At 73.4% G+C, this 23,784-nt stretch carries 17 protein-coding genes and 1 pseudogene; 11 read left to right on the forward strand and 7 right to left on the reverse strand.

All coding sequences use genetic code 11. The annotated features are described in order from the left end of the window. Positions 1-55: 55 nt before the first annotated feature. The 3 genes from ACQP03_RS25650 to ACQP03_RS25660 all read right to left on the reverse strand — a co-directional run bounded on the left by ACQP03_RS25650 (position 56) and on the right by ACQP03_RS25660 (position 2,851). Complete coding sequence (locus ACQP03_RS25650) at positions 56-1,033, reverse strand: carbohydrate kinase family protein (protein ID WP_357170650.1); 978 nt, start codon at positions 1,031-1,033, stop codon at positions 56-58. Between the two features lie 151 nt (positions 1,034-1,184). Further along, positions 1,185-1,553, reverse strand: coding sequence for an iron-sulfur cluster insertion protein ErpA (erpA, locus tag ACQP03_RS25655; RefSeq protein WP_007463211.1), 369 nt, complete (start codon positions 1,551-1,553; stop codon positions 1,185-1,187). Positions 1,554-1,711: 158 nt separating this feature from the next. Beyond that, complete coding sequence (locus tag ACQP03_RS25660; RefSeq protein WP_433458788.1) at positions 1,712-2,851, reverse strand: glycerate kinase family protein; 1,140 nt, start codon at positions 2,849-2,851, stop codon at positions 1,712-1,714. A gap of 68 nt (positions 2,852-2,919) precedes the next feature. Here ACQP03_RS25660 and nadA point away from each other — a divergent pair, with 68 nt between their 5' ends. The 6 genes from nadA (at position 2,920) to ACQP03_RS25690 (ending at position 13,461) form a co-directional block, all read left to right on the forward strand. After that, a complete protein-coding gene (gene nadA, locus ACQP03_RS25665) occupies positions 2,920-4,095 on the forward strand; it encodes a quinolinate synthase NadA (protein ID WP_357395473.1) in 1,176 nt (391 codons plus the stop codon). A gap of 212 nt (positions 4,096-4,307) precedes the next feature. Then, positions 4,308-5,663, forward strand: coding sequence for a UDP-N-acetylglucosamine 1-carboxyvinyltransferase (murA, locus tag ACQP03_RS25670; RefSeq protein ID WP_203177790.1), 1,356 nt, complete (start codon positions 4,308-4,310; stop codon positions 5,661-5,663). A 114-nt stretch (positions 5,664-5,777) separates the two neighbouring features. Continuing rightward, positions 5,778-6,371 (forward strand): DUF3043 domain-containing protein, encoded by a 594-nt coding sequence (locus ACQP03_RS25675; RefSeq protein ID WP_357126698.1) that lies wholly within the window; start codon positions 5,778-5,780, stop codon positions 6,369-6,371. A 156-nt stretch (positions 6,372-6,527) separates the two neighbouring features. Further along, positions 6,528-7,079: a helix-turn-helix domain-containing protein gene (locus ACQP03_RS25680; protein WP_357126696.1), complete on the forward strand. Its 552-nt coding sequence runs from the start codon at positions 6,528-6,530 to the stop codon at positions 7,077-7,079. 371 nt (positions 7,080-7,450) lie between these two features. Continuing rightward, positions 7,451-12,418, forward strand: coding sequence for a WG repeat-containing protein (locus ACQP03_RS25685; protein ID WP_433458791.1), 4,968 nt, complete (start codon positions 7,451-7,453; stop codon positions 12,416-12,418). Positions 12,419-12,462: 44 nt separating this feature from the next. Further along, on the forward strand, positions 12,463-13,461 hold the full coding sequence (locus ACQP03_RS25690; protein ID WP_357126690.1) for an aldo/keto reductase family protein: 999 nt from the start codon (positions 12,463-12,465) through the stop codon (positions 13,459-13,461). 99 nt (positions 13,462-13,560) lie between these two features. On the opposite strand, the gene ACQP03_RS25695 is transcribed toward ACQP03_RS25690, so the two are convergent. Both ACQP03_RS25695 and ACQP03_RS25700 read right to left on the reverse strand, forming a co-directional pair. Then, positions 13,561-14,355 carry a site-2 protease family protein gene (locus ACQP03_RS25695; RefSeq protein WP_357126687.1) on the reverse strand — a complete coding sequence of 265 codons (795 nt, stop codon included), beginning with the start codon at positions 14,353-14,355 and terminating at the stop codon, positions 13,561-13,563. Next, complete coding sequence (locus ACQP03_RS25700; RefSeq protein ID WP_030337978.1) at positions 14,355-14,555, reverse strand: hypothetical protein; 201 nt, start codon at positions 14,553-14,555, stop codon at positions 14,355-14,357. Before ACQP03_RS25700 ends, ACQP03_RS25695 begins: the two co-directional genes overlap by 1 nt. A 142-nt stretch (positions 14,556-14,697) precedes the next feature. Here ACQP03_RS25700 and ACQP03_RS25705 point away from each other — a divergent pair. The 3 genes and pseudogenes from ACQP03_RS25705 (at position 14,698) to ACQP03_RS25715 (ending at position 18,762) form a co-directional block, all read left to right on the forward strand. Beyond that, positions 14,698-16,637, forward strand: a pseudogene (locus tag ACQP03_RS25705) (bifunctional adenosylcobinamide kinase/adenosylcobinamide-phosphate guanylyltransferase). Next, entirely contained in the window at positions 16,627-17,400 is a 774-nt protein-coding gene (locus ACQP03_RS25710) for an adenosylcobinamide-GDP ribazoletransferase (RefSeq protein ID WP_433458794.1), read from the forward strand. The pseudogene ACQP03_RS25705 and the gene ACQP03_RS25710 overlap by 11 nt, the downstream one beginning before the upstream one ends. A gap of 66 nt (positions 17,401-17,466) precedes the next feature. Next, positions 17,467-18,762 (forward strand): DUF2314 domain-containing protein, encoded by a 1,296-nt coding sequence (locus ACQP03_RS25715; protein ID WP_357170645.1) that lies wholly within the window; start codon positions 17,467-17,469, stop codon positions 18,760-18,762. 162 nt (positions 18,763-18,924) lie between these two features. On the opposite strand, the gene gcvT is transcribed toward ACQP03_RS25715, so the two are convergent. After that, entirely contained in the window at positions 18,925-20,055 is a 1,131-nt protein-coding gene (gene gcvT, locus ACQP03_RS25720) for a glycine cleavage system aminomethyltransferase GcvT (protein ID WP_357126675.1), read from the reverse strand. A gap of 161 nt (positions 20,056-20,216) precedes the next feature. Between gcvT and ACQP03_RS25725 the strand changes: the two genes are divergently transcribed. Then, positions 20,217-21,791, forward strand: coding sequence for a leucyl aminopeptidase (locus ACQP03_RS25725; protein WP_357126672.1), 1,575 nt, complete (start codon positions 20,217-20,219; stop codon positions 21,789-21,791). 53 nt (positions 21,792-21,844) lie between these two features. Here ACQP03_RS25725 and ACQP03_RS25730 read toward each other — a convergent pair whose 3' ends face one another. Beyond that, the gene (locus ACQP03_RS25730) at positions 21,845-22,177 is read right to left on the reverse strand and encodes a hypothetical protein (RefSeq protein ID WP_357126669.1); all 333 of its coding nucleotides are present in this window, start codon (positions 22,175-22,177) and stop codon (positions 21,845-21,847) included. 178 nt (positions 22,178-22,355) lie between these two features. Between ACQP03_RS25730 and lpdA the strand changes: the two genes are divergently transcribed. Continuing rightward, positions 22,356-23,747: a dihydrolipoyl dehydrogenase gene (gene lpdA, locus ACQP03_RS25735; protein WP_357126666.1), complete on the forward strand. Its 1,392-nt coding sequence runs from the start codon at positions 22,356-22,358 to the stop codon at positions 23,745-23,747. Positions 23,748-23,784: the final 37 nt, after the last annotated feature.

Raw genomic sequence — 23,784 nt, forward strand, 5'->3', positions numbered from 1 at the left:
CAAGCCGCGAAACGGCGACACAAAGTGCAAGATCGGCGCGGGGTCGGGGTGAGGGTTACGGGAGGAGGTGGGGGCGGATCTCTTCTGCCGCCACGTCGCCGTAGGACTCGGCGAGGCGCTTGACGAACAGGTCGCGGCGTACGTCGTACTCCTGGGTGCCGACCGTCTCCAGGACGAGCGTGGCCAGCAGCGAGCCGACCTGGGCGGCCCGCTCCAGGCCAAGACCCCAGGAGAGCGCGGTGAAGAAACCGGCCCGGAAGCCGTCGCCGACACCCGTGGGGTCGACGGCCCGGATCTCCCGGGCGATGGGTACGTGGATGGGGTCGATGCCCCGACCGGCGATCTCGACGCCGTCCTTGCCCAGCGTGGTGACCCGCACCTTCACCAGGTCCAGCAACTGCTCGTCGCTGAGCTGCGCCTTGCTCTGCAGCAGCGACTTCTCGTAGTCGTTGGTCATGAGGTACTCGGCGCCCTCGATCAGCGCCACCACGTCCTCGCCGGGCATCCGGGCGAGCTGCTGGGAGGGGTCGGCGGCGAACGCGTACCCGCGGGTGCGGCACTCGGCCGAGTGCCGCAGCATCGCCTCCGGGTCGTTGGCGCTGACCAGCACCAGGTCCAGCCCGCCGAGCCGGTCGGCGACCGGGGCCAGTTCGATGTTGCGCGCCTCGCTCATGGCGCCCGCGTAGAACGAGGCGATCTGGCACATGTCGGTGTCGGTGGTGCAGACGAACCGCGCGGTGTGCGCCACCTCACTGACGTGCACGGAGTCGCAGTCCACGCCGTGCCGCTCCAGCCAGGAGCGGTAGTCGGCGAAGTCCGCGCCGACCGCCCCGAGCAGCACCGGACGCAGCCCGAGCTGCCCCATGCCGAAGGAGATGTTCGCCGCCACCCCACCGCGGCGCAGCACCAGGTCGTCCACCAGGAAGGAGAGCGAAACCTTGTGCAGCTGATCGGCGATGAGCTGGTCGGCGAAGCGACCCGGGAAGCTCATCAGGTGATCGGTGGCGATCGAGCCGGTCACGGCGATCTTCATGTCAACCTCAGGGTCGGGAGCGGGGCGCGGTCAGCCTACCGGCCCGGTAACCGGGGCGTGTCCGGTCCGTCGGGCGACGGCAACCAGCTCGTCACGACGAAGGGGCCGCCCCGAAAGGGACGGCCCCGTCATCGCTGGTGTGGTGCGTGACTCAGTTGAACGAGTCGCCGCAGGCGCAGGAGTTGCCCGCGTTGGGGTTGTCGATGGTGAAGCCCTGGGCGTCGATCCGGTCGGCGAAGTCGATCGTCGCGCCGGACAGGTAGGGGGCGCTCATTCGGTCGACGACGACCTCGACGCCACCGAAGTCGGTGACGACGTCACCGTCGAGCGACCGCTCGTCGAAGAAGAGCTGGTACCGCAGGCCGGAGCAGCCGCCCGGCTGCACCGCGACCCGGAGCCGCAGGTCGTCGCGGCCCTCCTGCTCGATCAGGGCCTTGACCTTCTGCGCCGCGACGTCGGTGAGGACGACGGAAGTAGGGGCCTGGGCCTCGGTCGACTCGGTCTGCGCTGGCGTGGTCACGTGGAAGTCTCCCTGCGCGGTTTTGGGTCCGGACGCACTGGCCAACGTCGTACGCCGTCCAGTGATTCCCGGTTGTGGTCCGGTTCCGATGGTACGCCGCCCCGGCCGGACGTACCCGCGTGGCGGGCACCCGGCCCAGGTGGGACGGGGGCGCGCGCTCAGCGGCTCCACTGCCGGGCCAGCCGGGCGCCCAGTTCGCGCAGCCCGTCGGCGGGGCGGCTCAGCGCTGCGGCGAGCCCGCCGGTCTCCTCGCCGCCGAAGTGCTCCACCAGGCTGTAGGCGTCGGTCACCCCGGCCGAGGCGGCCTCCCGCCGACCGGTGCTGACCTGGCCAGCGACCACCACGCAGGGCACCCCACGGTCCCGGGCGGCCCCGGCCACCCCGGCGACGACCTTGCCGCGCAGCGACTGGTGGTCGAAGGACCCCTCCCCCGTGATCACCAGGTCGACGGTGTCCAGGGCGGCGTCCAGCCGGTTGGCGCGGGTGACCAGCCCGATACCGGACTCAACGGTGCCGCCGAGCGCGAGGACGGCTGCGCCCAGGCCGCCGGCCGACCCACCGCCGGGCAGCGCGCCCAGGCCCGCCGGGCAGCCGGGCAGGTCCCGTTCCAGCACCGCCGCGAAGCGTTCCAAGGCGGCGTCGAGCAGCAGCACGTCGGCCCGGTCGGCACCCTTCTGCGGACCGAAGACGTTGCTCGCGCCGTGCAGGCCGAGCAGCGGGTTGTCCACGTCGGTGGCGGCGACCAGCAGGGCGTCCCGCAACCGGGGTACGCCGTCCAGCGCGTCGACCGCGGCCAGCGCGGCTCCGCCGTACGGCAACGCCGCGCCGGTCCCGTCCAGCGGAGTCGCGCCCAGCGCGGCGAGCATGCCCGCGCCGGCGTCGTTGGTGGCGGAACCGCCCAGCCCGATCACCACCGTCCGGGCCCCGCTCTCCACGGCGGCGGCCACCAGCAGGCCCAGCCCGTACGACGTGGCGGCCTTCGGGTCGCGCTCGTCGGCGGCGAGCAGGTGCAGTCCGCACGCCTGGGCGCTCTCCAGGTAGGCGGTCGTGCCATCGGCGGTGAGCAGGATCTCACCCGCCGCCGGGCGGCCCAGCGGATCGACCGTCGACACCGGCAGCCGCCGGCCGCCGAGCGCTTCGGCGAGCACCTGGACGAAGCCCGGCCCGCCGTCGGCGAGGGGCCGGATCAGCAGGTCATCCGCGTCGGTGACGGTGCGCCAACCGGCGGCGACCGCGGCGGCCACCTCCGGTGCGGACAGGGTGCCGGCGAACTTGTCCGGGCAGAGCAGCACGCGCATGGCGAGCAGTGTGGCAGCACACACCGAGCGGAGCTGCGGCGCGCTCGTGCTGTGGGACCATGGGCTACGTGACTTCGACCTGGGTGGAACCCTCCAACACGGCGACGGCTCTGCTGCTGCTCGGCCGGGGCAGCGACCCCGACACCGAGCGCGGCGTCGAGTGTCCGGGCGACCTGCCGGCGCCCAGCGATCCCGACCTGGTGGCCCGCGCCACGGCGGCGAAGGCGAAGCTGGGCAGCAAGGTCTTCGTGCTGGGGCACCACTACCAGCGCGACGAGGTGATCCAGTTCGCCGACGTGACCGGTGACTCGTTCAAGCTGGCCCGGGAGGCGGCGGCCCGTCCGGAGGCGGAGTACATCGTCTTCTGCGGCGTGCACTTCATGGCCGAGAGCGCCGACATCCTCACCACCGGCACCCAGCGGGTGATCCTTCCCGACCTGGCGGCCGGCTGCTCGATGGCGGACATGGCCGTGCTGGGTCAGGTCGAGGCCGCCTGGGACACGCTGACCGAGCTGGGCATCGCGGGCGACACCGTGCCGGTGACGTACATGAACTCGTCGGCGGACATCAAGGGCTTCGTGGGGCGCAACGGCGGCGTGGTCTGCACGTCGTCCAACGCCAAGCGCGCCCTGGACTGGGCGTTCGAGCAGGGCCAGAAGGTGCTCTTCCTTCCGGACCAGCACCTGGGCCGCAACACGGCGGTGCTGGAGATGGGCCTGTCGCTGGACGACTGCGTGCTCTACGACCCGCACAAGCCCGGTGGCGGGCTCACGCCGGAGCAGCTGCGCGACGCCAAGATGATCCTCTGGCGGGGGCACTGCTCGGTGCACGGCCGGTTCACGCTGGACAGCGTCAACGACGTACGGGAGCGGGTGCCGGGCGTCAACGTGCTGGTCCACCCGGAGTGCCGGCACGAGGTGGTCACCGCCGCCGATCACGTCGGCTCGACCGAGTACATCATCAAGACCATCGAGGCGGCGCCGGCCGGCTCGGCGTGGGCGCTGGGCACCGAGCTGAACCTGGTCCGCCGGCTGGCCCTGGCCCACCCGGACAAGCAGATCATGTTCCTCGACAAGGCGGTCTGCTACTGCTCGACGATGAACCGGATCGACCTGCCGCACCTGGTGTGGGCGCTGGAGGAGCTGGTCGCGGGCCGGGTGGTCAACCAGATCACGGTGGACGCCGACACCGCCCACCACGCGCGGGTGGCGCTGGACCAGATGCTCGCTCTGCCCGGCGCATGACCACGATCCGTGACGTCCCTGGTACACAAAAGTGCCGGATCACCGATTAATGCCACACACGCCGGTCTGACCGAGTCCTTTTTCGTCACCGAGGGCTATGCTGCCGGAGCGACGACGCGAGCGGGCCGTTTCGATATGGCCGCATCCGGGGTAGCGACAAGGTTCACGCTCCCCACCATCAACACAGCAGCACCGAAGCGCTGGAGGTTGCGTTGACCGACGACGTCCTGGTCGTGCATGGAGGCACTCCGCTCGAAGGGCGGATCCGCGTGCGCGGCGCGAAGAACCTGGTTTCGAAGGCGATGGTCGCCGCACTGCTGGGCGACAGCCCGAGCCGGCTGTTCGACGTGCCGAAGATCCGCGACGTCGAGGTGGTCCGGGGTCTGCTCGGTCTGCACGGCGTCAAGGTGACCGACGGCGCCGAGGACGGTGAACTCGTCTTCGACCCCGCGAACGTGGAGAGCGCCAGCACCGACCAGATCAACGTGCACGCCGGTTCGAGCCGGATCCCGATCCTGTTCTGCGGGCCGCTGCTGCACCGTCTCGGCCACGCGTTCATCCCGGACCTGGGCGGCTGCCACATCGGCCCGCGTCCGATCGACTTCCACCTGCAGGCGCTGCGGGAGTTCGGCGCGACCGTCGACAAGCGGCCCGAGGGGCTGCACCTGTCCGCGCCGAACGGGCTGCACGGCACCAAGTTCGCCCTGCCGTACCCGAGCGTCGGCGCCACCGAGCAGGTGCTGCTGACCGCGGTCATGGCCGAGGGCGTCACCGAGCTGCGCAACGCCGCCGTCGAGCCGGAGATCATCGACCTGATCTGCATCCTGCAGAAGATGGGCGCGATCATCAAGGTCCACACCGACCGGGTGATCGAGATCCAGGGCGTGCCGAAGCTGCACGGGTACACCCACCGGCCGATCCCGGACCGGATCGAGGCCGCGAGCTGGGCCGCCGCCGCGTTGGCCACCCGTGGTCACGTCGAGGTCCTCGGTGCCCAGCAGGCCGACATGATGACCTTCCTGAACATCTTCCGGTCCGTCGGTGGCGAGTACGAGGTCACCGACGCCCGCGCGCCGAAGCTGGGCGACCCGGGCCAGGAGGGCGGCATCCGCTTCTGGCACCCGGGCGGCGAGCTGAACGCCGTGGCGCTGGAGACCGACGTGCACCCGGGCTTCATGACCGACTGGCAGCAGCCGCTGGTCGTGGCGCTGACCCAGGCCCGTGGCCTGTCGATCGTGCACGAGACGGTCTACGAGCAGCGGCTCGGCTACACCGAGGCGCTGAACTCGATGGGCGCCAACATCCAGGTCTACCGGGACTGCCTCGGCGGCACCCCGTGCCGCTTCGGCCGGCGCAACTTCAAGCACTCCGCGGTGATCGCCGGGCCGAGCAAGCTGCACGCCGCCGACCTGGTCATCCCGGACCTGCGGGCCGGGTTCAGCCACCTGATCGCGGCGCTCGCGGCCGAAGGCACCTCCCGGGTGTACGGCGTCGACCTGATCAACCGGGGCTACGAGGACTTCGAGGCGAAGCTCGCCGACCTGGGCGCGCACGCCGAGCGCCCGTAACCTCCCGCACCAAGCGTTCGATCCCGACGGCTCCAGGTCGCGCTGCGACCTGGAGCCGTCGGCCCGTTGCACCGCGATGTGCACCGGGCACGGACCGTTGGCTACCCTTGCCGCGTGCCGTCGCTCTTTCGCCGCAAGTCCACCGACCTCGTCGACGAGGCCGTCACCTCGGTGACCCCCGAGGAGACCGCCGACCGTTCCCGGGGCTACACCCCGGCCAAGGGTCGGGAGACGCCGAAGCGGCCCACGGTCGGCCGGCGTCCGGCCGGCCCGAGCCGCCCCCTCACCAAGGAGGAGGAGCGGGAACGGCGTCGTCAACTGCGCGCCGAGGCCGCCGCCGACTTCCGCCGCGAGGGCGGCCCGCGCGACCGGGGCCCGGAGCGGCTGCTGGCGCGCAACGTGGTCGACTCCCGTCGTACCGTCGGCACCTGGTTCTTCGGCGGCGCGCTGATCGTGCTGATCGGCTCGAACGCCGCGATGCCGCCGGTGGTCCGGTTGATCTCCAACGTGCTCTGGGGCGCCCTGGCCCTCGGCGTGGTCGTCGACTCGGTGCTGATCTGCCGCAAGATCAGCAAGTTGGTCCGGCAGCGTTTCCCGAAGACCGACCAGCGGATGGGCTCGCTCTACCTCTACGCCGTGATGCGGTCGATCACCTTCCGGCGGATGCGCACTCCGGCGCCCGCGGTCAAGCTCGGCGACAAGGTCTGATCCCGGCGACCCGTCGCCGGGACACCCGCTCTGGCCGCGTTGGTGGCAAAGGACGTCGGGCGGTTGCCGTTCGTTGTACCGTGCGCGTAGTCCCGCACGGTGAACAGGCCCCCGTTGTTCGTGACCGCGAACGATGATCCAGTGGAGCGAACACGCATGCCCGGAGAACCATCGGCCAGCGTCGCCGCCGCCCTGCGCCGCGAACGCGAGCGGGCCGGTGTATCGCTGACCGAGCTGGCCGCGCGGGCGGGGACGCCCGAGTCCACGCTCTCGGCGCTGGAGTCGGGGACCGGTGACCCGAGCGTGGAGACGCTGTGGGCAATCGGCGTGGCGCTGGGCGTGCCGTTCAGCCGGCTCGTGGAGCCGGTGGCCGACAACCTTCGGGTGATTCGTGCCGGCGAGGGCCCCCGGGTCCGCTCCGAGCGGGCCGACTTCACCGGGACGCTGCTCAGCGCCGGAACGTCGCGGGTACGTCGGGACATCTACCTGATCGAGCTGGAGCCGGGCGCGGTCCGGGAGGCGGACGGACACACGCCGCACAGCGTGGAGCATGTGGTGGTGGCCGCCGGACGGCTGCGGGTGGGCCCCGAGAGCGACGTGGTCGACCTCGGCCCGGGCGACTACGCGACGTTCCCCGGCGACCTGCCACACCGGTACGAGGCGCTGGTCCCCGGGACGTTCGCCGTCCTCGTCATGGAGCATCCCTGACCCGGCGCTCCGGTCCGTTCGGGCGGCGGGTGGGGTATCGTCAAAGGTCAGATTCGGTTATCGACCTAAATGTCCGGAACCATCGGATAACGTTTGCGCTCGTGGGCGCTGCCACAGTGGCGGTGAACGAGCCCGCGCCGTTACCCTCCATCCGCAGCCACGCCCTGCCGGAACGGGCGACCCAACCGGCACGCGAGGCCCCAGCGCGACAATGTGCAACGAGGTGACAACGCCGTGAGCGAGCGGACGCGAGCCGGCCACCGGAGCGTGGCAGGCGGCGACCGGACGCCCAACGGCCAGCGGGACAGGAGCGCCACCTCACCGTCGACGGGGAGCGGCCGAACGGTCGGGTGTGGCGACGGGCTCGACGGATGAACGGCCGGTACACCGACCGGTGGCGGGATCCCAACGAACCGTCCTGGGTGGTCGAACCGACCACCGAATGGCAACCCCAGTTCCCCGGCCAGCGCTACCCCGGTGACATCGGCGCCACCCACCAGTCCCCGCCCCCGCGCGGTCGGGCGAGCGCGGTGGGTCGTGCCGAGGTCCCCCCGCTCGCGCCGACCCGCCCGGACGGCACCTACCTCGGCCGCTCCTGGGCCGACGAACCTCCGGCCGAACCCGAGGGCCGGTGGCGGACGGACGACGAGCCGGACCAGTCCTACGGCTGGCCGCGCGGCGACGAGCGGACGCCCGACTCGTCGCGACACGGCCGCTCCGAGCCCGCGTACTACGACCATGAGCCGTACCGCCGGCCGCTCCCCGAGCCGCCCCGGCGCGAGGAGCGCCGCTCGCCCGAGTCGGACCGCCGTACCGCCTGGTCCGACCGACGCCCCGGCGACGACCGGGCACCCGGCCGGGAGGCCGCGTGGCACCGCGAGCAGCCCGCTTCCGATGGGTACGACAACCGCCGACACCGACCCGAGCCGACCGACCGGGACCGGGCGTACCCGACGTCACCGCCGGTCTCCCCCGGGCCCTACTCCCCGGCCCCCCGTGGTGACTCGGGATGGGTGTCCGAACCCGACGAGCCACCGCGCCGACGCGGCACGTCGGAGCGGCCGGCCGCCGCCCACGACCGGCAGCCCGGCGACGGGTACGGCGTCCGGCCGACCCGGAACCCCGAGAGCCGCCCGACTGACGGCTGGGCCGCCGAAGGCGCCGGCCAGTGGGCGCCCATCGACAGCCGCAACCGCTACCGGGCCGACGGCCAGCCCGACCGTCGCCCCGACGAAGCCCGCCGGTCGGATCGCTGGCCGGACGACGAGGTCCGCCGTGCGGAGCGCCGGCCCGACGACGCCCGCCGGCCGGAGCGCGGCGGTGCCGACGAGCGGTCCCGGGTGGAGGCTGGCCCCGGCGGGTCCGGCGAGTGGCAGCGCCGCCCGGACGAGATGTACGGGCCGCCCCAGACCTCCGAGGGCGGACGGCGACGCCGCCCCGAAACGGACGCGCCGCAGCAGCAGCCCCGCCGCGACGACGACCGCCGCCGTCCCGACGTCGAACCGCACCGCCAGCAACCCCGCGAGGCGGCAGCGCGCGCCGAGGCGTACCCGGACCGTCGTCCGCGCGAGACGGCCCGACCGGAGCCGTACCGCGAAGAGACCCGCCGCGACGAGGCCTACCGCGAGCCCCGCTCGGGTGGCGGCCTGCCCTGGCCGGCGCCCGGCCCGGTGCATCCGGACCGTACCCGGGAGCCGGGCTACCGGCCCGAGCCGTACCGCGACACCGAGCCGCGTGTGGGGTCGCGGCCGCCGACCGCCCCCGCACGGCCAGCGACGGAGCCTGGCCGGTACGACGAGCGGCCGGTCCGCCCCGCCGCGAGCGCGTCACCCACCTACAGTCGGGCCACCCCGGTCCCGCCCACACCCGTCTCCCCGGCCGCGCCCGGCACCGACCGGCTGCCGTCGGACCGGCCCGTGTCCCCCGCCGCCCCCGGACGGGACGCACCCGTCTCCCCCGCCGCCCCCGGACGGGACGCACCTGTGTCCCCCGCCGCTCGCGGGCGGGACCGGCCTGTCTCGCCCGCCGCCGGGTGGGAGGAACCGCTGTCGGCGACGCCCGTCTCCCCCGCGCCCGCCGACCACGAACGGCGACCGCCCACCTCGTCCGGCCGGCCGGAGTACAACCGGCCGGAGTACGACCGGCCGGTGTCGGGCCTGCCGGTCTCGCCGGCTGTGGACGCTCCGATCTCCGGTCCACCGGCCGCGCGGCTCCGGGTGGAGTTCCTGCCCGCCCCGGTGGAACCCCCGTCGGCGGACGAACAGTCGGCGTCGCCGCCCCGGCCCGAGCAGCGACCCACCGAAGCCGCGCCGACCGCGGACGCCCGGCCCACCACCGCGCCGCGTTACCCCGGCCCGGACAGCCGCCCGCCGGTCGCGCCGCCACCGACCTGGCGGCGACCGGAACCGCCCGCCACCCCAGCGACGCCGAGGTCCTCCGCACCCGACGCCGAGCCGTCACTCCCGGTCGCCCCGGGGGTGCCGCGTCGCTACGTGCCTCCGACGCCCACCGAGACGTCCGCGCCAGTTACCCCGGAGCCGGCGGCGGCACCGGTGCGGGGGCCCGATGCCTGGTTCAGCCCAGGCACCCAACCGGTGGAGCCCGATCAGGACGTGCCGCCGACGACCGACAAGGCGTCGACGGCCGCCGCCACGGCCGAGGACCGGGCCCTCGTCGACGTACCGGCAGGGCCACCACCCGGGACCGGGGACCCGCACGGCACGATCGCGTCGACCGAACCGCTGGTCGACCGCCCGGCCACCGACCAGCGACCCGACGCTGGCGAGGCCGTCGCGGCGTCGGTCTCCGCGCTCCCGGTCTCCGCGCCGCCGGTCTCCGCGCCGCCCGCCGCCGCGCGGCCCGTCTCCGCGCCGCCGATCGGGCCGGTCGACGCCGGGCGTCCATCCTGGTCCGGCGAGCTGGTCGACGACGCGACGCCCGCTGCCGAGCCGACCCCGACCGGGATGGACCCCGTGTCCGGTCCGGCGGCGGAGTCCACTGCGGTCGCGCCGCCCGCCTGGTCGGACGACCTGGGCGACACCAGCAGCCGCGAGCCGCTGACGACCGACGGCGCAGCCGCCAGGGATCGCCGCCCGGTCTCCGGCGAGCCGTCGGAGTGGCAGAGCGAGTCCACCGCGGACGACCCCGACGAGGTGGCCGCCCGCAGAAGCACGCCGCCCGTCGACGGTGCCGCCGGCCGGGAATCGTCGGACCGGCCGTCGTCGTCGCGCGGGCCGAACGCCGCAGACCCGTCGACCGCCACGCCGGGCACCGACGCGGAGCCCGCGCCGTCGACCGAGGCGGATCGCACGACACCCGAGCCCGCAACGAAGTGGCCCGTCGACGCGGACTCCGTCGCGGCAAGCACACCGGCCACACCCGTGTCGGCACCACCGGCCACACCCGTGTCGGCACCACCGGCCACGCCCGTGTCGGCACCGCCGGCCACACCCACGACCGCCTTTGCGGCGCCCACTTCCGCACCACCCGCCGCCGCGCCTGAACCCGTTCCCGTGCCGGAGAGCACGGCAGAGGGCACGGCGGACGGCATGGTGGCGGGCGCCACCACGGCACCCTCCACATCCGATGTCGCACCGGAACCCACCTACGCGTCGCCCGCGCCCGAACCAGCCTTCGCGCCGCCCGCCGTCGTCAAGCCCGTCTCCGGACCACCCGCCGCCCCCGAACCCACCACAGCACCGGCCGCCCCCGAGCCCCCTCCCCCGCCACCGGCTGCGGCGGAACCCGTGCCCGCGCCACCCGTCGCCACCGAACCGGTTACCACGCCGGTCGCCCCCGAGCCCGCCTCCGGGCCGCCAGCGGCGTCCCCGACCCCTCCCGCGCCACCCGTCACCGCAGAAGCCGCCCCCGCAGAGATCGCCCCCGCAGAAGCCGCCCCCGCAGAGATCGCCTCCGCAGAAACCGCCTCCGCAGAAGCCGTGTCTGCCGTACCGGCCGTCGTCATTCCCGGGCCGCGTGACCCGTCCGAGGCGGACGCGCCCGTGTCGGCGCCGCCGGGCACGGCGACCGGGCCGGTGCGTCCGTCGCTGTCCGACGAGGGCGACCCGGAGCAGGTCCTGGCCGCCTACCGCTGGCGGCTGGACCCGGTGACCCTGCGCGAGGAGCTGACCGAGCCGGACGGCATGCGGGCCATCCGGCGGCGGCTGACCGAGAAGTTGGGTACGGCCATCGACAACCGGGCCCGCGCGCGGCTGCTCAGCCTCCGGGCGGTGGCCTCGCGGATCCTCGGCGACCTCGACGACGCGTTGGCCGACGGACGCCTCGCCCTCACGTACGCGGAGGCCACCGGTGAGCTGCGCCGGACCGCGCTCGCGCAGGCGCGGCTGGCGCACGTGCTGCGGTGGCGGGGTGACTTCGCCGAGGCCGACCAGCTCTTCACCGAGGCCAACTCGGTCGAGCTGCCCGACCGGTTGCGCGCCGCCCTGCACGAGCACGCCGGACGCTGTTGTTACGACCAGGGCCGCCTGATGGAGGCCTGCCACCACTTCGAGCGGGCGCTCGATCTGCGCGGCGCGGCCGACGCCGAACTGCTGGACCGGGTGCGGGTGGCCCTCGACGCGGTCACCGTGCGAGCGGCGGACGGCTTCGGGCCGTACCCCCGGGGTCGGGACGAGGTGCTCGACCGTGACCGGCCCCCGCAGCCGGACCGCGACGGGCCGCTGTGGGGTTACACCGACCAGGCCGGGAACGTTGCCGTTCCCGCCCGGTACGCGGAGGCGCAGCCGTTCCACGACGGGCTCGCCTGGGTCCGGCGGCCGGACACCGACCGGTGGTCGCTGATCAACATGTTGGGTACGACGGTGATCCCGCCGTCGTACCGGGCGGTGCGTCCGTTCAGTGACGGTCTGGCCTGGGTGGTCACCGACGGCGGGTGGACGGCGATCGACCCGACGGGCGCGGTGCAGGTCCCGCCGAACTTCGCCGACGTACGACCGTTCCGCCGCGGACTGGCCCCGGTGAAGCGCGAGGGCTGGGGGGCGGTCGACCGGACCGGACGGATCGTGGTGCCGACCCGCTACCACGCCTTCGTCACCGAGTTGACCGACGCGGGGCCGGTCGACGGCTTCACCGAGGAGGGTCTCGCGGTCTTCGACGTGGCCGGCCGGCGCGGTGTGGTGGATCGCACAGGCACGGTGCTGGTGCCACCGTCGTACCCGGTGGTGGTCATCCACCCGGTGGCGTTCCTCGTCAGCGGCGGCGGTCGGTGGGGCGCGCTGGACCGTCGTGGCGCGTCACTGATCGACCTGGTGCATCCCGATCGCGGGGCGGTGCTGGAGGAGATCGACCGACTGTTGACCGACGCCAATCCCGTGCTCTGAGCCGCCACTCGGCGATCGTGATCCACCGGAGTTAGGGTCGGGACATGGAATTCCGACACCTGGGCCGTTCCGGCCTGATGGTCAGCGAGATCTCGTACGGCAACTGGATCACCCACGGTTCTCAGGTCGAGGAGGACGCGGCGTTCGCGTGTGTGCGGGCCGCCCTCGACGCGGGGATCACCACCTTCGACACCGCCGACGTGTACGCCGGCACCCGGGCCGAGGACGTGCTCGGCCGGGCGCTGGAGAGCGAGCGTCGCGAGGGCCTGGAGATCTTCACCAAGGTCTACTGGCCGACCGGGCCGGGTCGCAACGACCGTGGCCTGTCCCGCAAGCACATCATGGAGTCGATCAACGGCTCGCTGCGCCGGCTGCGTACCGACTACGTGGACCTCTACCAGGCCCACCGGTACGACTACAGCACGCCGCTGGAGGAGACGATGGAGGCGTTCGCCGACGTCGTGCACTCCGGCAAGGCCCACTACATCGGCGTCTCCGAGTGGACCGCCGAGCAGCTGCGCGCCGCCCACCCGCTCGCCCGGGAGCTGCACGTTCCGCTGGTCTCCAACCAACCCCAGTACTCGATGCTGTGGCGGGTCATCGAGGCCGAGGTCGTACCGGCCAGCGAGGAGCTGGGCATCGGTCAGATCGTCTGGTCGCCGATGGCGCAGGGTGTGCTCTCCGGCAAGTACCTGCCGGGGCAGCCGCCGCCCGCCGGCTCCCGCGCCACGGACGAGAAGTCGGGCGCGAACTTCATCGCCCGGTTCATGAACGACGACGTGCTCACCCGGGTGCAGCAGCTCAAGCCGCTCGCCGAGCAGGCCGGGCTGAGCATGGCCCAGCTCGCCGTGGCGTGGGTGCTGCAGAACCCGAACGTCTCGTCGGCGATCATCGGCGCGTCCCGCCCCGAGCAGGTGCACGACAACGTGAAGGCGGCCGGGGTCACGCTCGACGCCGAGCTGCTCAAGGCCATCGACGACATCGTCGAACCGGTCGTGGAGCGAGACGCGGCGAAGACCGAGTCTCCCGCACAGCGGCCCTGACGTGGGTCCGGTCCGGTCGGCGCGACAGGTTCGCGCCGACCGGACCGGTCAGCCGCACGGGCCGGGTCAGCTCAGCCGCCTCGGGCCGGGCCGGACAGCTCAGCTCTGCCAGAAACGGATCAGGTCGAGCCCGGTGGCGTACAGCCAGGACGGCAGGCCGAGCAGGTCACCGACCGCGAAGACCGCGTCGAAGAACCAGCCGCCGATGCGCGGGTTCCACAGCAGCGCGAAGAGCAGGATGAAGCCGTACGGGGCGAACAGGTCGTACATCCTGCGCCACTGTGGATTCAGCCACGGCTGGATCATGTTGCCGCCGTCCAGGCCGGGCACCGGCAGCAGGTTGAGCACGCTCGCGGTGAGTTGCAGGAACGCCAGCAGCGCCACCCCGGCCCAGAACTCGACCGGGCCGCCCGAGGTCGCGCCGAGTCGTACCGCGAGCACCAGCAGCAACGTGAACAGCACGTTTGTCGCCGGGCCGGCGAGGCTCACCAGGGTGTGCCGCAGCCGCCCCGGTATGGCGTGCCGGTCCACCCACACCGCGCCGCCGGGCAGGCCGATGCCGCCGAGCAGCACCACCACCACCGGCAGCACGATCGACAGCAGCGGGTGGGTGTACTTGAACGGGTTGAGCGTCAGGTAGCCACGGTGGGCGATGTCCCGGTCACCGGCCCGGTAGGCGACGACCGCGTGGGCGTACTCGTGCAGGCACAGCGACACCAGCCAGCCGGAGACCACGAACAGGAACACGTCGAAGCGGACGCTGCCGTAGCCGTTCCAGGCCAGCGCCCCGCTGGCCACGAAGAGCGCGACCAGGCCGAGGAAGACCGGGCTGGGCCGGAACGCCGCGCTGGGCACGCCGAGCACCAGCTTGTCGCCCGGCCGGTCGTACGCCATCACTCGGCCGTGGGCAGCAGGCTCATCCGGTACTCCACCCGGTCGTCCTCCACGAGCGCGACCGAGGTGACGCCGGACGCCGCGAGTTCACGCCAGGTCTGACCGATCCAGGATTCGGCGTCGGCCTGGCTGCCGAACGACTCCGCCGGTCCCTCGACCGTCTGGCCGTCCGTGCCCTCGTACCGCCAGCTCCACGCCATGCCGCGTCTCCCCTCGCCGCTGAAGTCCCGGTGGGACGAACCCCCGCCAGCGTAGTCGGCCCGACGCGCGACGGCCCCTCACCCGTCGCGCGAGCGCCGGGCCGGCAGGCAGAGCGACCCCGGGCGGCCTTAAGGTACGGGCATGTCCGTTGACGGGTGGAACACGGTCCTGGTGCTCGGCGGCATCCGGTCCGGCAAGTCCGAGTTCGCCGAGTCCCTGGTCGCCGACGCGCCGGTGGTCCGCTACGTCGCCACCGCGCCCGAGGGCGACCCGGAGGACACCGAGTGGGCCACCCGCCTGGCGACGCACCGCGCCCGACGCCCGGGTAGCTGGACCACCGAGGAGACCGCCGGGGAGCCGCGTCGGCTGGCGGACGTGCTCGCGTCCGCCGAGCCGAACGAGACGCTGCTCGTCGACGACCTGGGCGGCTGGGTGACCGTGCTGCTCGACCCGGAGCACCAGCCCGCCGACGACGTGGCCACGATCGCCGAGCTGGCCGAGGCGATCCGGGCCTGCACGGCACGGGTGGTGCTGGTCAGCCCCGAGGTGGGACTGTCGCTGGTGCCGACGACCCCGCTGGGGCGGGCGTTCGCCGACGCGCTCGGCGCGGCGAACCGCGCGGTCGCGGACGCCTGCGACGCCGTGGTGCTGGTGCTCGCCGGCCAGCCCGCCTGGTTGAAGCCGGCAGCGGTCGTCACCTCGGCGCCGTCCACGCCGGTGGCCGCGACCGGGAGGCACGCCGTCGCCAGCGAGCTGGGCACCCCGGGCCCGGCCACTCCCAGCCTGGGTGACACCGAGCCCACGCCCGAGGTGCAGCTCCCCGAGGTGCTGACCCACACCCCGCCGGTCGCGCCGAACCAGGAGCCCGGCAACCCCTGGGCCGCGCCGACGATGGCGCTGCCGATGGTGGCCACCGGACTGGTCATCCAGCCGGGCATGGAGCTGCCGATGCCCGACGAGTACGCGGGCCCGCAGGCGGTGGACCGGCTGGCCAGCCTCGACGTGCCGGGCGCCGGGCTGGGCGTCCTGGACCGGGTGGTCGGCTTCGCGGCCGCCACGCAGGGCACGTCGACCCCGTCCGCCTGGGGTTCGGTACGGGTGCTGCTGCTCAACGGCGACCACGCGGGCGGCGCGTCCGCCGGCACCGTCGCCGGCGAGTCGGCACGCCGCGCCGCGCAGGCCCGCGCCGGCCGGGGCGCGCTGGCCCGGCTGGCCGCCGAGGCCGGCGCGAGCCTCCAGGTCGTGGACACGCCGGCCGCCGCCCCGATGGAGACCCAGCCGGCGCTGGCCGGCGAGCAGGTCGAGTCGGCGCTGCGCTACGGCTGGCGGCTGGCCGAGCAGGCGGCCGACGCGGGCGTACAACTGCTGGTCCTGGGCGCCTGCGGCGCCGGCACCGAAGCGGCGGCGGCGGCCGTGCTGGCGGCCACCGCGGGCGCGGAACCGCCGTCGGTGCTGGGTCGGGTGATCACCGATTCCGGTGAGATCGACGACGCGGCCTGGATGGTCCGCTGCGCCGCCGTGCGGGACGCCCTGCACCGCACCCGCCGCTCGCCGCGCTCCGCCAAGGACGTGCTGGCCGAGTTGGGTGGCGGCGACGTGGCGGTGGCCACCGGCGTGCTGCTGGGCGCGACCGCCCGCCGGGTGCCGGTGCTGCTGGACGGGCCGGTCGGCCTGGCGGCCGGGATGATCAGCCGCGACCTGGCCGGGCAGGCCCGGCACTGGTGCCTGCTGGCCGACCACGGCCAGCACCCCGCGGTGCGGCTGGCGGCCGACGTGCTCGGCCTCACCCCCTGCTCGACCTCCGCCTGGACCTCGGCGAGGGCGCGAACGCCCTGGTCGCGCTGCCGATGCTGCGCTCGGTGCTGGCTCTGGCCGCCGCCCTGCCGGTCCATCCGTCGCTCGGCGGCGACGCCGACCCGGACGGCACCGACGAGCCGGAGCCCGACTACGCCGACGACGAGCCGGCCTACACCGGGCCCGACTACACCGACCCGGAGTTCGTCGAGCCGGAGCCGGCCGGGCCGGGCCCCACCCGCACGGGCGGCGACGAGCAGCCGGCGTCGGGCTGGCGTGCCGGCTGAGTCGCGGTTCGTCGCGGGCGTCCGGCTCGCCGTCACCACCTTCAGCACGCTGCCGGTACGCGCCGGACGGATCGACCGCCCGGTGGCGGGTACGGCGATGGCGCTCGCCCCGGCCGTCGGCGCGCTGCTCGGCGTACTCCTGGGGGGTGTCCTGCTCCTGGCCGGCCTGCTCGCACCCCCGCTGGTCGCGGCGGGCGTGACGGTGGGGGTCGCCGCCCTGCTCACCCGGGGGCTGCACCTGGACGGGCTGGCCGACACGGTGGACGCGCTCGGCTCGTACCGCCGGGGCGCCGCCGCGCTGGAGATCATGAAGAAGCCGGACGTCGGACCGTTCGGTGTCGTGGCGCTGGTGGTCGTACTCCTGGTGCAGGCCGCGGCGCTCGCCGACCTGGCCGGGCGGTCGTGGCCGGCGTGCCTCGCGGCGGTGGTCGCGGCGACGGCGGCCGGCCGACTGGGCGTCACGGTGGCATGCCGGCGGGGTGTGCCCGCCGCCCGGCCGGACGGCCTGGGCGCGCTGGTGGCCGGCACGGTCGGCCCGGCGGCCCTGACCGCGGGCGCGGTCGCCGTCGTGCTGCTGGCGGCGCCCGCGGTGCCGGGCCGCCCGTGGCAGGGGCCACTCGCCGTCGTCGCCGCGCTGGCCGTCGCCGGGGCGCTGCTGACCCACGTGGTACGCCGGCTCGGCGGGATCACCGGCGACGTGCTCGGCGCGACCGTCGAGGTGGTCACCACGCTGGTCTACCTGGGTGTGGTGCTGTCCGGCTGAAGCCGGCGCGCGCGGCCGGGTAGCGTTCGGCTCGACAGCACCGGCACGGCCACCGGGGGAACCCACATGCTCATCACGGACGACTTCCTGCCCGTACCGGTGCCGGAGTCGCTCAGCGCGACCTACCTGGTGCCGATGGCGGGGCTGCCGAAGGTCAGCGCGAAGACGGCGGTGGCGTCACTGGCCGGGCGGCTGGCCGAACCGGTGCACGGGCTCGCCACCCAGATGCTGGACAGCCCGCTGATGAGCGTGGACACCCGGCCGATCGCCGAGTTCCCCGCGCTTCCGCCGGATCTGCTCACCGCGTTCGGCGCCACGCCGGAACAGTTGGCCCGGCTGGCGGCGGCGACGCACCTGGTGGTGGTGCAGGCCGAGTACCGACCCGGTTGGCCGCCGGCACACGAGTGGGCGGCTCGGGCGGTGGCGGCGGCGGTCGCCGAGTCCGTCGACGGCGACGTGGTGGACGTCTTCGGCCTCCAGTTCCTCGACCCGGCGACCGCGCTGCGTTCCCTCCCCGACGAGCAGGGCCGGATCCGGCTCGTCGACTGGGTGCTGGTGCCGTACTCGTCGGACGCCGAGGGGTTGTGGTTCACCACGAAGGGGCTGCGTCGCTTCGGGCTGCTGGAATTGCAGACCCAGGGGGTGCCCGACCACCTCACCCGCGCCTGGGGCGCGGTGATGACCGGCGCGGCCCGTCGGCTGCTGCGGGACTGGACCGACGGCCTCAACGGCGCGGAGGTGCCCGCCTTCGTGCAGCTACCGGTGCTCGCCACGGTCACCGGGCACGACATCGCCGTCGCGTACGGCAACCCGGAGCAGCACGGCGCGACCGCCCCGGTGCTGCTGCGCCTCGAGCTGGACCCGGCGACCGACCCGGAGGCCGACTCGTTCCTGAGCCTGCGCCCACCGGCCGGGCACCCCGGCCCGGACGGTCGCTACTACGCCGCCGCCTGCGCGACCCTGTTCTCCGGCATCCAGCCGGACGTGCGCTACGCCCGCTCCGGTGACGCCATGAGCCGTGCGGTGGCCACCGCCCGCGCCGCGCTGGGCGACGCGCGGGCCCGCTTCGTCGCCGGCCGGCTGCCGACCGAGTCGCAGCTCGTCGTCAAGTACGGCCTGCCGGGCGACGACGGCCCGGAGTACGTCTGGGCGGGCGTCACCTCGTGGGAGACCCCGGAGCGGATCGTCGGCGTCAGCGCCAGCGACGCGAACACCGACGAGAGCGTCCGGATCGGCGCCCCGGTGGTCGTGGAGTCCACCGACGTCGTCGACTGGGCGGTCCTGGACGCGACCGGGGTCATCGAAGGAGGCTGGACCCAAGCCGTCCTGGACTCCGGCGAACCCCCCACCCCAACCCCCTAACCCCACCCCCCTGCCCACCCACCCCACCCACCCCCACCCCCACCCCCGCTCGACCTCGTTGATCAAGAGATTCGCGTCATTTTCCGGCGGGATTTTGACGCGAACCTCTTGATCAACGAGTGCGGGTGGGGCTCGTGCAGCGCGGTGGGGTGGGGGTGGGGGTTAGTGGGTTGAGGGGGTTACGAAGGGGGGTTTGGTTACGGTCAGGGGGGCGCGGCGGCCGCGGATGTCGATCTCGACCTCGGCGCCTTCGGGGAGGTTGGCGTCCGTGTCGACCAGGGCCAGGGCGATGCCCTGCTTCCTGGTGGGGCTGAAGGTGCCGCTCGTCACCACGCCGACCTGCTGGTCGCCGACGTGCAGGGTCATCCCGGGGCGCGGGATGGCGCGGTCGACGGCCACCAGGCCACGCAGCGTACGACGAGGGCCGGCGGCCTTCTCGGCACGCAGCGCGTCACGGCCCCAGAACGCCGGCTTGTCCCAGCCGACGGCCCAACCGGAGCGGGCCTGCACCGGGGTGATGTCCAACGAGAGGTCCTGCCCGTGCAGCGGGTACCCCATCTCGGTGCGCAACGTGTCCCGGGCGGCGAGGCCGCAGGCGCGCAGCTCGAACGCCTCGCCGGCGGCGAAGAGCGCGTCCCACACGGTCACCGCCTGCTCCGCCGGCACCACCAGCTCGTAGCCCAGCTCGCCGGTGTAGCCGGTACGGCAGACGGTCAGCTCCACGGCGGCGAGGCTGGCGGCGTCGAAGCTCATGTAGCCGTGCTCGGTGGGCAGGTCGAGGGCGGCGAGCAGGTCGGCGGAGCGGGGGCCCTGCACGGCCAGCACCGCGTACGCCTCGTGCTCGTCGGTGACGGTGATCCGCTCCGGCGCGGCGGCGCGCAACCGGCGTACAACCTCGGTGGTGTTCGCGGCGTTCGGGATGAGGAAGACGTGGTCGTCGGCGTACAGGTAGGCGATGATGTCGTCCACCACGCCGCCGGTGGCGTCGTCGCAGCACAGCGTGTACTGGGCGCGGCCCGGCCCGATGCGGCCCAGGTCGTTGCTGAGGCACGAGTTGACGAACTCGGCCGCTCCGGGACCGGTCACCCGGACCTTGCCCAGGTGCGACACGTCGAAGACCCCCACCGCCGTCCGCACCGCCGTGTGCTCCTTGAGCACCCCGCCGCCGGCGTACTCCAGCGGCATCTCCCAGCCCCCGAAGGGGGCGAACTTGGCGCCGGCGGCGGTGTGCCGCTCGTGCAGCGGGGAACGTCGCAGCCGGGTCGCGGCGGCGGCGGAGGTCACGTCGGTCATGGGTGGCAACTTACCGGGGGTTACGCCGCTGGTTAGCATCGGCGGGACCCCGTTGCGTGATCGACGGGACAGCCCTGACGTCCGGCGGGTAGGTTCCGCCGGAGACCTTCACCGCTGGTACGCGACGACGCGACCGGCCCGGCCCGCCCGGAGTAGCTTCAGTGACAACCCCCCGCACGACCACCCTGAGCCTGGTCGACACCGACCCGGCGGAGCTCGCCGTCGACGCGATCGTGATCGGCGTGCACAGCCAGACCGGAGAGCAGGACGCCACCAGCGGCCTCGCCGGCACCCTGCTGCTCGGCAGCGGCGCGGAGAGCATCGCCGTCGCGTTCGACGGCAAGCTGACCGAGACGCTGGCGCTGCTCGGCGCGACCGGTGGCCCGGGCGAGGTGATCAAGCTGGCCACACTGGGTACCGTCACGGCCCCACTGGTCGTCGCGGTCGGGCTCGGCCCCGAGCCGACGGGCGCCGCCCCGGCGCCGGAGACGCTGCGCCGCGCGGCTGGCGCCGCGGTGCGGGCCCTGGCGGGCGCGCCGAAGGTGGCGCTCAGCCTGCCGTTGCCCGACGACGCGGACGCGCTGGCGGCGCTGCGCGCGGTCGCCGAGGGCGCGCTGCTCGGCGGCTATCGCTTCGCCGGTTACAAGACCCGGCCGCAGCCGGCCCGGCGGGAGCCGGTGGCCGAGGTGCTCATCGCTGTTCCGGACGCCGCCGACACGGGCGCCCAGGCGGAGATCACCCGCGCGCAGGCGGTCGCCGGCGCGGTCCGGACCAGCCGGGACTGGGTGAACACCGCCCCGAACGAGCTGCGTCCCCCGTCGTTCGCCGACGCCGTGGCCGCCGCCGCCCGGGACGCCGGCCTCGGCGTCGAGGTGCTGGACGAGGCGGCGCTGGCCGCCGGCGGGTACGGCGGCATCATCGCGGTCGGGCAGGGTTCGGAGGCCCCGCCGCGGCTGGTGAAGCTCACCTACACGCCGCAGGACGCCGGCAACGGCAAGCGGGTCGCGCTGGTCGGCAAGGGCATCACCTTCGACACCGGCGGCATCTCGATCAAGCCGGCGCAGGGCATGTGGGAGATGAAGTCCGACATGGCGGGCGCCGCCGCGGTGGGTGCGGCGATGCTGGCGATCGCCGCGTTGAAGCCGAACGTGGCGGTCAGCGCGTACCTGCCGATGGCCGAGAACATGCCGTCCGGCACCAGCTACCGGCCGGGCGACGTGATCAGCATGTTCAGCGGCAAGAAGGTGGAGGTGCTCAACACCGACGCCGAGGGCCGGATGGTGCTGGCCGACGCCATCGCCCGCGCCTGCGCCGACGGCACGGACTACCTGTTCGAGACGTCCACCCTGACCGGCGGTCAGGTGATCGCGTTGGGTAAGCGGGTCGCCGGCGTCATGGGTACTCCCGAGCTGTGCGAGCGGGTCCGCACGGTCGGCGACTCGGTCGGCGAGCCGGCCTGGCCGATGCCGCTGCCGGACGACGTACGCAAGGGCATGGACTCCGACGTGGCGGACATCTCGCAGGTCAACGCGGGGATGGACCGGGCCGGGCACATGCTGCAGGGTGGCGTGTTCCTGCGCGAGTTCGTGACCGACGACGTGGCGTGGGCGCACATCGACATCGCCGGCCCGGGCTACCACTCGGGCGAGCCGACCGGCTACTGGACCAAGGGCGGCACCGGCGTGCCGGTCCGCACCCTGGTGCAGCTCGTCGAGGACGTCGCCGCCAACGGCTGACATGTAAGGAAGGGCCCCCTGTTAACGCCTAGCGTCTAACAGGGGGCTCTTCCTTACATGTGCTGCTCGGGGCGGCGCTTGCGGCGCTCGTTGAAGTCGCGCATCCGCTGCGGATAGCCCATCAGCCGGACGTCGTACACAGGGATGCCCATCCGGTACGCGAAGCGACGCGCGCCGTCCGGACCGTCGATGCGCCGGCGGGTCCACTCCCCGTCGTCGGCGATCAGGATGACGGTGGTCTCGGTGACCGTCGTCCGGGGCTCGATGAACGCCTCGACACCTCGCCGGCTCCGGATGAAGTTCTCCAGATGGGCCAGATCACCACGATCGGCCGCACGGTCGTGGCTCGCCACACGCGTCTGTTTGCGACGCCGGAACAACCCCACCGGACTTCTCCCCCACCTGACGTCATCGACAACGGTGCCAAGGGTACGTGTCGATGACGTGTCGTTGGGCACCTCACTACGCACCCTGTGCCCAGTGGTGACAAGATGACCGAGGTGGGGTGTGTCCGTGTTACACCTCCGTGACCCCCGATGCAGTGACGCGACCTGGGAGTTGGACGTGAGCGAGCCGAACGAAGCGACCTTCGACATTGTCATCCTCGGAGGTGGCAGCGGCGGCTACGCGACCGCGCTGCGCGCCGTTCAGCTGGGCCTGAAGGTCGCGCTGGTCGAGAAGGGCAAGCTCGGCGGGACCTGCCTGCACAACGGCTGCATCCCGACGAAGGCGCTGCTGCACGCGGCCGAGATCGCCGACCAGACCCGCGAGTCAGAGCAGTTCGGTGTGAAGGCCGAGCTGGTCGGTATCGACATGGCGGGGGTCAACTCGTACAAGGACGGCGTGATCGCCCGCCTTTACAAGGGCCTCCAGGGCATGTTGAAGGGCAACAAGTCGATCACCATCGTCGAGGGCCACGGCAAGCTCGTCGACAAGAACGTGGTCGAGGTCGACGGCAAGCGCTACACCGGCCGCAACATCGTGCTGGCCTCCGGCTCGTACGCGAAGAGCCTGCCCGGCCTCGAGGTCGACGGCGAGCGGATCATCACGAGCGACCACGCGCTGACCCTGGACCGGATCCCCTCGTCGGTGATCGTCCTCGGCGGTGGCGTGATCGGCGTCGAGTTCGCCAGCGTGTGGAAGTCCTTCGGTGTGGACGTGACGATCGTCGAGGCGCTGCCCCGGCTGGTCGCCGCCGAGGACGAGGAGTCGTCGAAGGCGTTGGAGCGGGCGTTCCGCAAGCGCAAGATCAACTTTAAGGTCGGCAAGCCGTTCGAGAAGGTCGAGAAGACCGACAACGGCGTCAAGCTGACCATTTCCGGCGGCGACACCGTCGAGGCCGAGCTGCTGCTGGTCGCGGTGGGTCGCGGTCCGAACACCGCGAACCTCGGGTACGAGGAGCAGGGCGTCAAGATGGACCGCGGCTACGTGCTGACCGACGAGCGGCTGCGCACCAGCGTGCCGAACGTCTACGCGGTCGGCGACATCGTGCCCGGCCTCCAGCTCGCGCACCGGGGCTTCCAGCAGGGCATCTTCGTCGCCGAGGAGATCGCCGGCCAGACCCCGGCCGTCATCGACGAGGTGGGCATCCCGCGCGTCACCTACTGCGACCCCGAGCTGGCGTCGGTGGGCCTGACCGAGGCGAAGGCCAAGGAGCAGTACGGCGCCGACAAGATCCAGTCGTACAACTACCCGCTCGGTGGCAACGGCAAGAGCCAGATCCTCAAGACCACCGGCTTCGTAAAGCTGGTCCGGGTCAACGACGGCCCCGTGGTCGGCGTCCACATGGTCGGCGCCCGGGTGGGTGAGCTGATCGGCGAGGCTCAGCTCATCTACAACTGGGAGGCCTACCCGGCGGAGGTCGCCCAGCTCGTGCACGCCCACCCGACCCAGAACGAGGCCCTGGGCGAGGCGCACCTGGCCCTCGCCGGCAAGCCGCTGCACGCGCACGCCTGACAAATCAACCGCGGCGTCCGGCGACGGGCGAAGATCC

The sequence above is a fragment of the Micromonospora sp. CA-248212 genome (assembly GCF_050948405.1).
In the GTDB taxonomy this organism is placed as follows: Bacteria; Actinomycetota; Actinomycetes; order Mycobacteriales; family Micromonosporaceae; genus Micromonospora.

What these genes read in the sequence shown, in the direction of transcription:
- ACQP03_RS25650 (WP_357170650.1), bottom strand. Translation starts at nt 1,033, where the DNA reads ATGAAGATCGCCGTGACCGGCTCGATCGCCACCGATCACCTGATGAGC.
- ACQP03_RS25695 (WP_357126687.1), bottom strand. Translation starts at nt 14,355, where the DNA reads ATGGCGTACGACCGGCCGGGCGACAAGCTGGTGCTCGGCGTGCCCAGC.
- gcvT (WP_357126675.1), bottom strand. Translation starts at nt 20,055, where the DNA reads ATGACCGACGTGACCTCCGCCGCCGCCGCGACCCGGCTGCGACGTTCC.
- ACQP03_RS25660 (WP_433458788.1), bottom strand. Translation starts at nt 2,851, where the DNA reads ATGCGCGTGCTGCTCTGCCCGGACAAGTTCGCCGGCACCCTGTCCGCA.
- ACQP03_RS25690 (WP_357126690.1), top strand. Translation starts at nt 12,463, where the DNA reads ATGGAATTCCGACACCTGGGCCGTTCCGGCCTGATGGTCAGCGAGATC.
- ACQP03_RS25680 (WP_357126696.1), top strand. Translation starts at nt 6,528, where the DNA reads ATGCCCGGAGAACCATCGGCCAGCGTCGCCGCCGCCCTGCGCCGCGAA.
- ACQP03_RS25700 (WP_030337978.1), bottom strand. Translation starts at nt 14,555, where the DNA reads ATGGCGTGGAGCTGGCGGTACGAGGGCACGGACGGCCAGACGGTCGAG.
- ACQP03_RS25715 (WP_357170645.1), top strand. Translation starts at nt 17,467, where the DNA reads ATGCTCATCACGGACGACTTCCTGCCCGTACCGGTGCCGGAGTCGCTC.
- ACQP03_RS25685 (WP_433458791.1), top strand. Translation starts at nt 7,451, where the DNA reads ATGAACGGCCGGTACACCGACCGGTGGCGGGATCCCAACGAACCGTCC.